General features: G+C 58.0%; 16 protein-coding genes. 11 read left to right on the plus strand and 5 right to left on the minus strand.

All coding sequences use genetic code 11. From position 1 onward, the window contains the following. Positions 1 to 60 precede the first annotated feature (60 nt). The gene (hslV, locus tag AAAB35_RS05705) at positions 61 to 615 is read right to left on the minus strand and encodes an ATP-dependent protease subunit HslV (protein ID WP_340667252.1); all 555 of its coding nucleotides are present in this window, start codon (positions 613 to 615) and stop codon (positions 61 to 63) included. A gap of 204 nt (positions 616 to 819) precedes the next feature. Between hslV and hisB the strand changes: the two genes are divergently transcribed. Genes hisB through coaA form a run of 7 tightly spaced genes read left to right on the plus strand, consistent with a single transcriptional unit; the run spans position 820 to position 5,458 of the window. Beyond that, positions 820 to 1,428 carry an imidazoleglycerol-phosphate dehydratase HisB gene (hisB, locus tag AAAB35_RS05710; RefSeq protein WP_340667253.1) on the plus strand — a complete coding sequence of 203 codons (609 nt, stop codon included), beginning with the start codon at positions 820 to 822 and terminating at the stop codon, positions 1,426 to 1,428. Positions 1,429 to 1,444: 16 nt separating this feature from the next. Beyond that, positions 1,445 to 1,939, plus strand: coding sequence for a DUF2628 domain-containing protein (locus AAAB35_RS05715; RefSeq protein WP_340667254.1), 495 nt, complete (start codon positions 1,445 to 1,447; stop codon positions 1,937 to 1,939). Positions 1,940 to 1,941: 2 nt separating this feature from the next. Then, positions 1,942 to 2,592: an imidazole glycerol phosphate synthase subunit HisH gene (gene hisH, locus AAAB35_RS05720; protein WP_340667255.1), complete on the plus strand. Its 651-nt coding sequence runs from the start codon at positions 1,942 to 1,944 to the stop codon at positions 2,590 to 2,592. Next, positions 2,589 to 3,332, plus strand: a complete 744-nt coding sequence (gene hisA / locus AAAB35_RS05725) for a 1-(5-phosphoribosyl)-5-[(5-phosphoribosylamino)methylideneamino]imidazole-4-carboxamide isomerase (protein WP_340667256.1) — start codon at positions 2,589 to 2,591, stop codon at positions 3,330 to 3,332. Before hisH ends, hisA begins: the two co-directional genes overlap by 4 nt. Next, positions 3,329 to 4,114 (plus strand): imidazole glycerol phosphate synthase subunit HisF, encoded by a 786-nt coding sequence (gene hisF, locus AAAB35_RS05730; protein WP_340667257.1) that lies wholly within the window; start codon positions 3,329 to 3,331, stop codon positions 4,112 to 4,114. Before hisA ends, hisF begins: the two co-directional genes overlap by 4 nt. 16 nt (positions 4,115 to 4,130) lie before the next feature. Continuing rightward, complete coding sequence (locus tag AAAB35_RS05735) at positions 4,131 to 4,454, plus strand: phosphoribosyl-ATP diphosphatase (protein ID WP_340667258.1); 324 nt, start codon at positions 4,131 to 4,133, stop codon at positions 4,452 to 4,454. Positions 4,455 to 4,501: 47 nt separating this feature from the next. Continuing rightward, entirely contained in the window at positions 4,502 to 5,458 is a 957-nt protein-coding gene (gene coaA / locus AAAB35_RS05740; protein WP_340667259.1) for a type I pantothenate kinase, read from the plus strand. Here coaA and AAAB35_RS05745 read toward each other — a convergent pair. The 4 genes from AAAB35_RS05745 to AAAB35_RS05760 form a co-directional block, all read right to left on the minus strand. Beyond that, complete coding sequence (locus AAAB35_RS05745; protein WP_340667260.1) at positions 5,445 to 6,059, minus strand: alpha-ketoglutarate-dependent dioxygenase AlkB; 615 nt, start codon at positions 6,057 to 6,059, stop codon at positions 5,445 to 5,447. The two genes, coaA and AAAB35_RS05745, sit on opposite strands and share 14 nt — an antisense overlap. A gap of 67 nt (positions 6,060 to 6,126) precedes the next feature. Further along, positions 6,127 to 6,582: a peptidoglycan-binding protein LysM gene (gene lysM, locus AAAB35_RS05750; protein WP_340667261.1), complete on the minus strand. Its 456-nt coding sequence runs from the start codon at positions 6,580 to 6,582 to the stop codon at positions 6,127 to 6,129. Between the two features lie 107 nt (positions 6,583 to 6,689). Further along, the gene (arfB, locus tag AAAB35_RS05755; protein ID WP_340667262.1) at positions 6,690 to 7,127 is read right to left on the minus strand and encodes an alternative ribosome rescue aminoacyl-tRNA hydrolase ArfB; all 438 of its coding nucleotides are present in this window, start codon (positions 7,125 to 7,127) and stop codon (positions 6,690 to 6,692) included. Between the two features lie 109 nt (positions 7,128 to 7,236). Beyond that, a complete protein-coding gene (locus AAAB35_RS05760) occupies positions 7,237 to 8,850 on the minus strand; it encodes a phosphoenolpyruvate carboxykinase (protein WP_340667263.1) in 1,614 nt (537 codons plus the stop codon). 298 nt (positions 8,851 to 9,148) lie between these two features. On the opposite strand from AAAB35_RS05760, the gene AAAB35_RS05765 reads away from it, so the two are divergent. The 4 genes from AAAB35_RS05765 (at position 9,149) to AAAB35_RS05780 (ending at position 12,851) form a co-directional block, all read left to right on the plus strand. Then, a complete protein-coding gene (locus tag AAAB35_RS05765) occupies positions 9,149 to 9,868 on the plus strand; it encodes a response regulator transcription factor (protein WP_027230908.1) in 720 nt (239 codons plus the stop codon). Positions 9,869 to 10,010: 142 nt separating this feature from the next. Continuing rightward, complete coding sequence (locus tag AAAB35_RS05770; protein WP_340667264.1) at positions 10,011 to 11,798, plus strand: sensor histidine kinase; 1,788 nt, start codon at positions 10,011 to 10,013, stop codon at positions 11,796 to 11,798. Beyond that, positions 11,798 to 12,274 (plus strand): HPr kinase/phosphorylase, encoded by a 477-nt coding sequence (locus tag AAAB35_RS05775; protein WP_340667265.1) that lies wholly within the window; start codon positions 11,798 to 11,800, stop codon positions 12,272 to 12,274. The genes AAAB35_RS05770 and AAAB35_RS05775 overlap by 1 nt, the downstream gene beginning before the upstream one ends. Positions 12,275 to 12,449: 175 nt before the next feature. Then, positions 12,450 to 12,851: a PTS sugar transporter subunit IIA gene (locus AAAB35_RS05780; RefSeq protein ID WP_027230905.1), complete on the plus strand. Its 402-nt coding sequence runs from the start codon at positions 12,450 to 12,452 to the stop codon at positions 12,849 to 12,851. Position 12,852: the final 1 nt, after the last annotated feature.

Raw genomic sequence — 12,852 nt, forward strand, 5'->3', positions numbered from 1 at the left:
TCCATGATCATGTTCAGGTGGCGGGGTTCGACCGGAATGAAGCGGTAGTGGTAGTGCGGCTCATTCGGCATCGATGCCCTCGAGGGTGACGCTCGTATTGGTAAAGACGCAGATGTCTGCGGCGATCTGCATGGCCTTGCGCGCAATTTCCTCGGCGCTGAGGTCCGTGTCCGCAAGCGCGCGTGCCGCGGCAAGGGCGTAATTGCCGCCGGAGCCGATCGCCATGACGCCGTGTTCAGGCTCGAGTACATCGCCCGTGCCGGTGAGGGCAAGCGTAACCGATTTGTCGGCGACCAGCATCATTGCCTCGAGGCGACGCAGATAGCGGTCAGTTCGCCAATCCTTGGCAAGTTCGACGCAGGCGCGCATCAGCTGGTCGGGATACTGTTCAAGCTTGGTTTCGAGACGTTCAAGAAGGGTAAAGGCATCAGCGGTCGCGCCGGCGAATCCGGCAATAACATTGCCCTTGCCGATGCGGCGCACCTTTCGTGCATTGCCCTTCATGACCGTGTTGCCGAGACTGACCTGTCCGTCGCCGGCAATGACGACCTTGCCGTTCTTGCGGACCGTAACGATGGTCGTGCCGTACATGGTGGAGGGATTGTGTTCTTGCATAGAGTTCTCCTTCAAGCAGGCCCGATTATGCCCCAATTGGCAGCAGATCGAACCCCTTGTGTGCTCCATATGTATGACGCAGGCAAGGAAATGCAAATGCTGCGGGAAACTCGCCTATCAAAGCATTTGGAGATTCGGCGTCCATGTTCTAGAAGGCCAGAATTGAAAGCCAGCTTGCAGAACCCATGTGGCGGGAAACATTAAATGAGCAGCCCTAACAAACGCACGGCGAAGATCGAGCGCACCACCAAGGAAACCAGCATTGCCGTTTCGGTCGATCTGGACGGTACGGGCACGTTCAACGTGTCAACGGGCGTCGGTTTCTTCGACCACATGCTGGAGCAGCTCTCGCGCCATTCGTTGATCGACATGGACATAAGGGCCAAGGGTGACCTTCACATCGACGACCATCATACCGTGGAGGATACAGGAATCGCCATTGGCCTGGCGATCGCCAAGGCTCTCGGCGACCGTCGTGGCATCAATCGCTATGCCTCGCTCGACCTTGCGATGGACGAGACTCTGACCCGGGCGGCACTCGACGTCTCAGGCAGGTCGTTTCTTGTCTGGCAGGTCGAGTTTTCGTCGCCCAAAATCGGCACGTTCGATACCGAGCTTGTGCGCGAGTTCTTCCAGGCCTTGTCGCAAAATGCCGGGGTCACCCTGCACGTAACGAACCTCTATGGCGCCAACAACCATCATATTGCCGAAACCTGTTTCAAGGCGGTGGCGCGCACGTTACGTAACGCGATCGAAAGCGATCCGCGTCAGAAAGATGTTATTCCTTCCACCAAGGGCACATTGAACGGCTGACGAGAGGACTTCGGGCATGGCGAGCTTCCTTGTGTTGGCACCGCGACCGGAAAACGGCGAACGCGACGAGGACAAGACCGTCTTCATTCGCGATGGCTTTGTGTTTCTCGCTTTTGTCCTCCCGTTCGTCTGGCTGCTCTTTCATCGGTTGTGGTTCGAGGCGATTTTGGTACTTGCTGCCGGCGTCGCGATTTCCGCAGTTGGCAGCTTTACGGGGCAAGATGGCGCGGCCGCGCTGATCGGAATTTTGGTTTCGATTCTGGTCGGCCTTGAGGCGAACAGCTGGCGCGCGGCAGCCCTGGAGCGCCGCGGTTTCCGACTTGCAGGCGTTGTCGACGCACATAACGCCGCCGACGCTGAAACGATCTGGTTTCTTGGAACAGAACGTTTCCGCCCAGTTGCATCTCGGGTCTCGCCCAACCGACCCCCGGATGCAGCCCCGTCTGTGGCCGCGCCGCGGCCGGTACTGGGCGGAATGGTCGGGCTCGTAAGCCACCGCGGAGAGAATTGAGCATGCGCGTTGCCATTATCGACTACGGTTCCGGCAACCTGCGTTCTGCCACCAAGGCGTTCGAGCGGGCGTCCCGCGAGTCGGGAATTGGTGCGGAGATCGATCTGACGGCCGACGCCGACCGCGTTCGCTCCGCCGACCGCATCGTCCTACCCGGGGTTGGCGCCTATGCAGATTGCCGCAAGGGGCTCGATGCCGTCCCCGGCATGGTCGAGGCTATCCACGAGGCTGCGGTCGAAAAGGCGCGGCCTTTCCTCGGCATCTGCGTCGGCATGCAACTCATGTCGTCGCGAGGGCTCGAGAAGACCATTTCCACCGGCTTCGACTGGATCAAGGGCGATGTCCGCGAAATGGTCCCGTCCGATCCGGCGCTGAAAATCCCGCAGATTGGCTGGAACACCATTCGGCTCACCCGGCCACATCCACTTTTCGACGGCATAAAGACTGGGCCGGAAGGCCTCCACGCATATTTCGTCCATTCCTATTTTCTTGATGCCGAGATTGAAAACGACGTCGTCGCCGTTACGGACTACGGCGGAACCGTTACGGCCGCCGTTGCCAATGACAACATGGCCGGGACGCAGTTTCACCCGGAAAAGAGCCAGGCCCTTGGCCTCGCACTCATCGCCAATTTTCTGAGGTGGAACCCTTGATCCTGTTTCCGGCAATCGATCTGAAAGACGGCCAATGCGTGCGTTTGCGGCTCGGCGATATGGACCAGGCGACGGTCTACAATGCCGATCCTGCGGCGCAGGCGAAGGAATTCGAGGATCAAGGTTTCGAATGGTTGCATGTGGTCGACCTGAATGGCGCCTTCGCCGGACAATCGGTCAATGGCGCGGCGGTCGAGGCCATCCTCAAGGCGACGAATAATCCGGTCCAGCTTGGTGGTGGCATCCGCACGATCGAGCATATCGAAACGTGGCTGGCAAAAGGTCTGAAGCGAGTAATTCTCGGCACTGTCGCCGTTCGCGAACCCGCACTGGTGATCGAAGCCTGCAAGCGGTTCCCTGGCAGGATCGCCGTTGGCATCGACGCCAAGGGTGGCAAGGTCGCGGTCGAAGGCTGGGTCGAAGCATCGACGCTCGGCGTCGTTGAACTTGCCAGGAAATTCGAAGGCGCAGGCGTCGCCGCAATCATCTATACCGACATTGATCGTGACGGGGTTCTGGCCGGCATCAACTGGGAATCGACGCTGCAACTGGCAGAAGCGGTGTCCATACCGGTCATTGCGTCGGGTGGACTCGCCTCGATCGCCGATATCGTGCGTATGACGATGCCAGATGCGGCGCGGCTCGAAGGCGCGATCTCCGGCCGCGCGCTCTATGATGGTCGGATTGAACCTACGGAAGCGTTGAGAGTGCTTCGCGAAGCAAGGGAACGTGCCGCATGACCCTTAAAGCCCGTGTCATTCCCTGTCTCGACGTCAAGGACGGCCGCGTGGTCAAGGGCGTCAATTTCGTGGATTTGATCGATGCCGGTGATCCGGTCGAGGCGGCCAAGGCCTATGACGCAGCAGGTGCCGATGAACTCTGCTTCCTCGACATCACCGCCTCATCGGATAATCGCGAAACGATCTTCGATGTCGTCGCCCGCACTGCCGAGCAATGCTTCATGCCGCTGACAGTCGGCGGGGGCGTACGCACCGTGGCCGATATACGCAAGCTGCTCCTTGCCGGAGCCGACAAGGTCTCGATCAACACCGCCGCCGTCAACAACCCGGAATTCATCGCTGAAGCAGCTGACAAGTTCGGCAATCAATGCATTGTCGTTGCGATCGACGCGAAGAAAGTATCAGGCGACGGCGAGACCAACCGCTGGGAAATCTTCACACACGGCGGCAGGCAGGCCACCGGCATCGATGCCGTGGAATTTGCCCGCAAGGTGGTCGATCTCGGTGCGGGTGAAATTCTGCTGACGTCGATGGATCGCGATGGATCAAAGATCGGCTATGACATTCCAGTTACGCGCGCCATAGCCGACGCGGTCAAGGTGCCGCTCATTGCTTCGGGAGGGGCGGGTAATCTTGACCACCTGGTCGAAGGCGTCCTTGAAGGCCACGCGTCCGCCGTCCTCGCGGCATCGATCTTCCATTTTGGCACGTATTCGATCAGTGAAGCCAAGGCTCACATGGCGGCCGCCGGTATTCCGATGCGCCTTGATCCCGTCCGCTGACGCTGGAGACAACCCAATGACCACATTCACCCTTAGTGATCTCGAACGCATCATTGCCGAGCGTGCCAACTCTGGCGACGCCAACTCCTACACGGCGAGCCTTTATGCCAAGGGTATAGGCAAGGCCAGCCAAAAGCTCGGTGAAGAGGCGGTTGAAACTGTAATTGCTGCTGTCTCTGGCGATGCCAAGGGTATTGTTTCGGAGAGCGCCGATTTGCTCTATCATCTTGTCGTTGTTCTTGGAATCTCGGGCATCAAGCTCGCTGACGTCCTTGCCGAACTTGAACGGCGGACGGCGCAAACCGGGCTTGAGGAAAAAGCTGCGCGCGGTCAGGGCTGATCATGTTTCGGACTTCGGCAAGCGAACGGCAGAGGGAAGGGGAAGTCATGGACCAGTTGGCACCCAGCGAATTTTCACCTTACCGCTTCTTTAGTGCCGAGCGCTGGGCGGAATTTCGCGCCGACACGCCCATGACGTTGACCTACGACGAGGTGAAGCGCCTTCGTTCGCTCAACGATCCGATCGACCTTGACGAAGTCACACGGATTTACCTGTCGCTGTCGCGGTTGTTGTCCGCGCATGTGGAGGCGAGCCAACTGCTGTTCTACCAGCGACGCCGGTTTCTCAACACCAGCGAGGCGTTCAAGACGCCATTCATCATCGGTATTGCGGGTTCCGTTGCGGTGGGTAAATCGACGACCGCGCGCGTGTTGAAGGAATTGCTGGCGCGCTGGCCGTCGAGCCCCAAAGTCGATCTAGTAACAACCGACGGGTTTCTCTACCCGAACGAAGTTCTGCGCGCCAAGGGGCTAATGGAGCGCAAGGGCTTTCCCGAAAGCTACGATGTCGGCATGGTTCTGCGCTTCCTTTCGTCTATCAAGGCCGGTCAGCGCAATGTCAACGCGCCGCTCTACTCGCATTTGACCTATGACGTGCTGCCTGGGCAATTCCAGACGGTTGACGCGCCCGACATCCTGATTTTCGAAGGCATTAACGTTCTGCAGGTCCGCGATCTGCCGGAGGACGGCAAGATGGTGCCGTTCGTTTCCGACTTCTTCGATTTCTCGATCTATATCGATGCCGATGAAGAGCAGATCCACAAATGGTATATTAGCCGGTTCATGCGGCTGCGGGAGACGGCGTTCCGCGATCCAAGCTCGTTCTTCCATCGGTATTCGACCATCTCCGAAGATGCAGCCCGTGCCATCGGCGAAAGCCTCTGGGCCAATATCAATCTGAAGAACCTGCGCGAAAACATCCTGCCGACACGGCCCCGCGCCGATCTCATCCTTCGCAAGGCTGATAATCACCTGATCGAGGAAGTTGCACTCAGGAAGCTGTAACGCGGCGCAGCGTCAGATTGATTCGGCCCGTACCTTTCAGCAGCATCGACGTTCCGGGATAGATGCGGTCGACCCCATGATAGGCGAGGCGCCCTTCGCCCCCCAGAACGATAACATCGCCACTTGATAACCGGATCGACTGTGTCTTTTCGGTGCGTCTTGTACCGCCGAAACGGAATTGGCAGGCATCGCCGAGCGAGACCGAGACAACCGGTACATCAAAATTCTGCTCGTCGCGGTCCTGATGCTGTCCCATTTTCGCGCTCTCCGAATAGAAATTCACGAGACAGGCCTCAGGGGGCAATGGGAATTCTGCAACAGCCTGCCAGAGGGAAAGCAGGCGTTCGGGTATGGGCGGCCAAGGCTCCAGCGTGACCGGGTGCATGGGCTGATAGCGGTAGCCCTGCTCCTTGTCGGTGACCCAACCGAGCGAGCCGCAATTGGTCATGCGCACGCTCATTTCCTTGCCGGTTCTCGGCATCGCCGGAACGTAGAGCGGCGCCTTTGCTACAACCGCCCTGATATTATCAACCAGCGCGACCTGTGTCGCTTGGTCGAAATAATCCGGATAGTAGCGAATGCCGGGCGCGAGCAGGATCATCGTTTTAATGCAAAAACAGGAAGCTTACCCGGCCCGGCAATTGCCGGGCCGTGCGATTGAAGCGTTACTAGAGTTCGGGAATGCGCAGCACCTGGCCGGGGTAAATCTTGTCCGGATGAGTGAGCATCGGCTTGTTGGCTTCGAAGATAAGCGTGTTCTTGGCGCCCTTGCCCTTGCCGTACTGGGCTTCGGCGATCTTCCACAGATTGTCGCCCTTCTTAACCGTGTAGAACACGGGAGCCTTCGCCACCGATCCGGTCGTCGCACTATCGATCTTGAGATCATCGGTTTCCACCTTGGAGATACCAAGGGAATTGCCGACAGCGATGATCGCCTTCTCCAGGATTTCCTGATTGGTGACATTGCCTTTCAGGACTGCCTTGTCGCCCTCGACCACGACCTCGACGTTCTCAGTCCCCAGCTTATGGGAGTCGAGCTCCTTCTTGAGGTCTTCGGCCTTAGGCTCGTCATCGCCAATGCCTATTTTCTTGCCTACGGATTTAACGAAATCAAACAGTCCCATCACTGGCTCCTGATAATTGTTCAAACCGACATGTGCAGTTGTGGCATTCCCTGAAGGACTTGAAAAGGCAAGAAAATCGCGCTGCCGCTATTCAAGATCACGAGGTCCTAGTCTCCCGTTACCCTGCCGCGCATTTTCTTTACGTCGGACCGGCCGGATTTTGCCTTGAGCCGTCGTTCGATAGAACCCTTCGTGGGCTTGGTTTTCTTGCGCGGTGGCGGTGGCGGCTCGGCGGCCTTGGCAATCAGCGCGATCATGCGCTCGCGCGCGTCTTCCCGGTTGCGCTCCTGCGTTCGGAAGCGGCTCGCTTCGATAAGAATATCGCCATCCTTTGTTGCGCGCTGGCCGGCAAGCTTGAGAAGGCGCGTAAAGACGTCATCGGGTAACCCCGCGCGCGCCGCGAGAAATCGCAACTGCACTGCTGTCGACACTTTGTTGACGTTCTGCCCGCCGGGGCCAGCCGAGCGAATGAAGCTTTCCTCCAGATCGCTTTCGTCGATCCAGATCCGGTTGGTGATTCTGATCCGGGTGCGGCTTTCTTCCATGCCGGATTGGTAACCCAATCTTTGATTCGCGCAAAGCAGCATGAAACAGGCATGAAATGCAAAAAGCCCCGCCGGTACGGTGACGGGGGCTTTTTTACGAGGTGCCCGGCTATTCTGCTGCGACCGGCGTATGTGGCGCCGCGGCCCTTATATCACTGTCCACATGGCTTTCGAACTTGCCGAAATTGCGAATGAACATATCGACCAGGTTCACCGCCTGGGCATCGTAGGCTGCCTTGTCGACCCAGGTCGAGCGAGGGTCGAGAATGGATTGGTCGACGCCGGGAACCGAAACAGGCACAGCAAAACCAAAGTTTGGATCAGTACGGAACTCGACATTCTTCAGCGAGCCGTCGAGCGCCGCGGAGAGAAGCGCCCGCGTTGCCTTGATCGGCATGCGCTTGCCCGTACCATACGCCCCGCCGGTCCAGCCGGTATTGACCAGCCAACAATCGACGCCATGCTCTGCGATCAGTTCCCGCAGGAGGTTGCCGTATTCGGAAGGATGGCGCGGCATGAATGGCGCGCCGAAGCAAGTGGAGAACGTCGCTTCAGGCTCCGTAACGCCGCGTTCGGTGCCCGCAACCTTGGCCGTATAGCCGGAAAGGAAGTGATACATCGCCTGAGCCGGGGTCAGTTTTGCGATCGGTGGCATGACGCCGAACGCATCGGCGGTCAGCATGATGATATTCTTCGGATGGCCGGCCTTTCCGGTCTTCGATGCATTCGGAATGAAATCGAGAGGATAGGCGCAGCGAGTATTCTCGGTCAGCGATCCGTCATTGAAGTCCGGCTGGCGGTTTGCGTCGAGGACGACGTTCTCGAGTACGGTACCGAAGCGCTGGGTCGTTGCGTAGATTTCCGGTTCAGCCTCCGGCGAAAGTCGGATCGTCTTTGCGTAGCAGCCGCCTTCGAAATTGAAGACGCCGTGTTCGCCCCAGCCATGTTCATCGTCGCCGATGAGCGTGCGCGAAGGATCCGCCGACAATGTGGTCTTCCCGGTGCCCGACAGCCCGAAGAATACGGCTGTATCGCCATTCGGTCCTTCATTGGCGGAGCAATGCATCGGCATCACGCCCTTGGCGGGGAGAATATAGTTCAGCGCCGTGAACACGGATTTCTTCATCTCGCCGGCATAGGCCGAACCGCCGATAAGGACGATCAGCCGATTGAGATCGACAGCGATGACCGTCTCCGTCCGTGTGCCGTGGCGGGCTGGATCGGCGCGGAACGACGGCAGGTCGATAATCGTCATCTGCGGCACGAAGCTCGAAAGCGCTTCGCGCGCGGGGCGGATCAACAGATTGCGGATGAACAGTGAGTGCCAGGCAAACTCTGTGATCACCCGGGTGTTGAGCTTGTAATCGTCATCGGCGCCGCCGACGAGATCCTGCACGAACAGCTCCTTGCCCTTTGCCTGCTCCATGAAATCGGCATAGAGCAATTCGAAGGATTCCGGTGACATAGGGGCGTTGTTATCCCACCATACGTGGGATTCGGTGGACCCATCGCGGACCACGAACTTGTCCTTTGGCGACCGGCCAGTGTGCTGACCGGTCCGGGCGACAAGTGCACCTTGGGCCGTAAGCTGTGCTTCGCCGCGGCGCACGACTTCTTCATAGAGTTCTGCTGCTTCGAGGTTGTAATAAACCGCCGAAAGTTCCTTCAAGCCTGAGTTGCCGAGCGCGATTGCCGCGTTGTGAATACCGGTTTCTCTAGTCATGTGTCCGCCGTTGTTAGGGTCAATAGAAACGTTTGCCGCCTTCTCGCACAGTCGTGCAAGAATGCGGCCACCCCTCGTCAAAAGCAGAAAAATCGAATAGTATCAAATATTTAATCGATTTAAAGAATTTAAATATTTTTAAATCGGTTTAACTAAAGGGAAAATTCGGCTATCTTCCCTTTACGTAAGAGCGAAGGGTACCGCCGAGGATGACATGGTCGCGGATCTGTGCCACATTTTGTACCTAATTTGTACTGCACAAGCGGATGCAGACCAATGGCATAAGGAAAGACAGCGCATGAGGGAAGTACCCGCAATGCAGACGATCGCGCTCGTCGACGACGATCGCAACATTCTGACCTCCGTTTCGATTGCGCTTGAATCGGAAGGTTATCGTGTCGAGACCTATACGGATGGTGCGTCCGCGCTCGATGGCTTGATGGCCCGCCCGCCGAACCTTGCCATTTTCGACATCAAGATGCCACGTATGGACGGCATGGAATTGCTTCGCCGTCTGCGCCAGAAGTCCGATTTACCCGTTATCTTTCTTACGTCCAAGGATGATGAGATCGACGAATTGTTCGGCCTCAAGATGGGCGCCGATGATTTCATCACCAAGCCGTTCTCGCAGCGCCTTCTCGTGGAGCGGGTCAAGGCTGTCTTGCGCCGCGTCGCCGCGCGCGATGGCACGGTCAAACCGGGAAGCCCCCAGGCAAAGTCGCTCGAACGCGGCCAGCTCGTCATGGACCAGGAGCGTCACACCTGCACATGGATGGGAGAGCCGGTTACGCTGACGGTCACTGAATTCCTGATCCTGCACTCGCTCGCCCAGCGTCCTGGCGTGGTCAAAAGCCGCGATGCGCTCATGGATGCCGCCTATGATGAGCAGGTCTATGTTGACGATCGTACGATCGATAGCCATATCAAACGCCTCCGCAAGAAGTTCAAGGTTGTCGACGACGACTTCGACATGATCGAAACACTGTACGGTGTGGGCTACCGTTTTCGTGAAACCTGATACAATAGCGCGGGTATACTTTGATTGATTGAACGCGAAGCGGACCTTTGCTTTCACAGGCGCGTGATCCGCTGTAAAACAAGGTTGTCTCGTGGCGACATGGATGCCATGAGACACCGCGATTGAGGTTTCTGAGGAATAAATGGTAGCCGGGCTACAAAGCGGCAATATCACGCGCAAAAGCGCCGTCATGCGTCGCAAGCGTTCGCTTGCCTTGCGGCGTTTTTTCAAGCCGCTCAATCGCGTCTTCGGCAACTACCTATTTTCGAGCCTGACCCGGCGCATCCTGTTTCTCAACCTGGCCGGTCTTGCGGTTCTCCTGTCCGGCATCATGTATCTCAACCAGTTTCGCGACGGGTTGATCGATGCGCGGGTGGAAAGCCTGATGACGCAAGGGGAGATCATCGCCGGGGCCATTGCCTCGTCCGCGACGGTCGATACGAACTCGATCGCCATCGATCCAGAGAAACTGCTTGAACTGCAGGCAGGCCAGAGCATCACTCCATCGCCAGATGTTCTCGACAATCTCGATTTTCCGATCAACCCCGAGCGTGTCGCCCCGGTGCTTCGCCGCCTGATTTCACCAACGCGAACGCGCGCCCGCATCTATGACCGCGACTCCAACCTCCTTCTCGATTCACGCCACCTTTACTCACGCGGACAAGTGCTGCGCTACGAACTGCCGCCCATCGATGGCGAAGAACCGACTTTCTTCGAGCGCCTGACCAACCGCATGACCCGACTTCTGCGCCGGAGTGATCTCCCGATCTATCAGGAACAGCCGGGCGGCAATGGCTCATCCTACCCGGAAATCGTCAAGGCGCTGACCGGCTCACCGGCCACCGTCGTCCGGATGACGGAGAAGGGCGAGCAAATCGTTTCCGTGGCCGTGCCGATACAGCGGTTCCGCGCTGTCCTTGGCGTGCTGCTGCTCTCGACGGAAGGGGGCGACATCGACAAGATCGTCCAGGGCGAGCGCTACGCCATCATTCGTGTCTTCACGGTCGCCGCCTTAGTCATGGCGATCCTTTCGCTGTTTCTAGCATCCACTATCGCAAATCCCTTACGCCGGCTCGCTGCAGCGGCCGACCGTGTGCGCCATGGCGTGAAGAACCGCGAGGAAATCCCGGATTTCTCCGAACGCCAGGATGAAATCGGCCACCTGTCGACGTCGATCCGCGACATGACCAATGCGCTCTACGCCCGCATCGAGTCGATCGAGAGCTTTGCGGCCGATGTCAGCCACGAACTGAAGAACCCGCTCACCTCGCTGCGCAGCGCCGTTGAGACCCTGCCGATTGCAAAGAACGATGAATCGCGCAAGCGGCTGATGGATGTAATCCAGCATGATGTAAAACGGCTCGACCGGCTGATCACCGATATTTCGGATGCGTCGCGCCTCGATGCCGAATTGGCGCGCGAGGATTCCGAGCATGTCGATCTCAAGATGCTCGTCGGTAATCTCGTTACCGCTGCCCGTGAGGTCCGGCGCAACAAGAAGAACACGCGGATCGAATTGTTAGTCGGCAAGCTTCCCTACAACAGGAAGGGATTCTATGTCGTTGGCCACGATCTTCGGCTTGGACAAGTCGTGTCGAACCTCATCGAGAATGCGCGGTCATTCGTACCGGAAGAAGGCGGCGTCATTACCGTTTCGCTGCAGCATATGGGCGATCGCATTCGCATCCTGGTGGAAGACAACGGTCCCGGCATCCGGGTCGAGCAGATCGATCGTATCTTCGAGCGATTCTATACGGACCGCCCTTCGGGTGAGGCGTTCGGCCAGAACTCCGGTCTCGGGCTGTCAATCAGCCGCCAGATCATCGAGGCGCATGGGGGCACGCTCAATGCCGAAAACATCCTCGATTCCAAGGATCCTGAAAACTACCTCGGCGCGCGCTTTACCGCTATCCTTCCGGTCGAGGCCTGATGACCAGCCAAGTCCCCGCGCGAGCGGAGCTCCTTCATGCAACGGCCGTCATCGTGGGCGACCGAGGTGTCCTGATTACGGGGCCGTCAGGTGCCGGCAAGTCGTCTATTGCACGAGCGCTTGTTGACCGCGCGAATGCGAGAGGCTCGTTTGCCGCGCTGGTGAGTGACGATCAATGTCAATTGCGTGCGTTGTCCGGGCGTCTCGTCTGTGAGGCGCCAACCTCGCTTCAGGCCGGGTTGGAGGTGCGCGGGTCGGGCCTGCACGCCGTCGACCATGAAGCCGCCGCCATCATTCATCTTGCCGTCGAACTCGTTGGTGCAGCCAGCGCAATTCGATTTGCCGGTGACGATAGGGTGCAACTTCAGGGCGTCGCAATTCAGCGCCTTCGCCTACCTGAACGAGAAGTCGAGGCAGCCTGCAGGGCCATAGAAGCAAGGCTCTTCGACCCTCCATGGAAAAAATTCCTCAGCTAATCCAAATGCTTGATCTTATGTACTGCGATAAAATGACTGTGCGTCTTGTTGGTGCCATTTTTCCACTTGCCTTCGCGATTCGTCCTGCCAGAATGCGACACCTGCCAAACGGGGCATTCAATGCGCAGAAAAAAGCCCAATCTGAAGGGCGCAGCGCGACAGGAGCAGTTTCAGAATGATCGGACTCGTGCTTGTGACGCACGGAAGACTGGCCGAAGAATTTCACCATGCTGTTGAGCATGTGGTCGGCCAGCAGGAATATTTGGAAACCGTATCCATCGGTGCGGATGATGACATGGAACAGCGTCGCCGGGATATCGTCGATGCTGTTGCCCGCGCCGACAACGGTTCAGGCGTCATCATCCTGACGGATATGTTTGGCGGAACGCCTTCCAATCTTGCCATTTCCGTTATGGAATCGGGCAAGATCGAAGTAATAGCCGGGGTAAACCTGCCCATGCTTATCAAGCTCTCGAGTGTACGCCTGACCAATGACATGGCGGCATCGTTGCGCGAGGGCCAGGACGCCGGACGAAAATACATCAACGTGGCCAGCCAGGTGCTGACAGCCAAATAGA

Source organism: Phyllobacterium sp. (assembly GCF_037994425.1).
Lineage (GTDB): Bacteria > Pseudomonadota > Alphaproteobacteria > Rhizobiales > Rhizobiaceae > Phyllobacterium.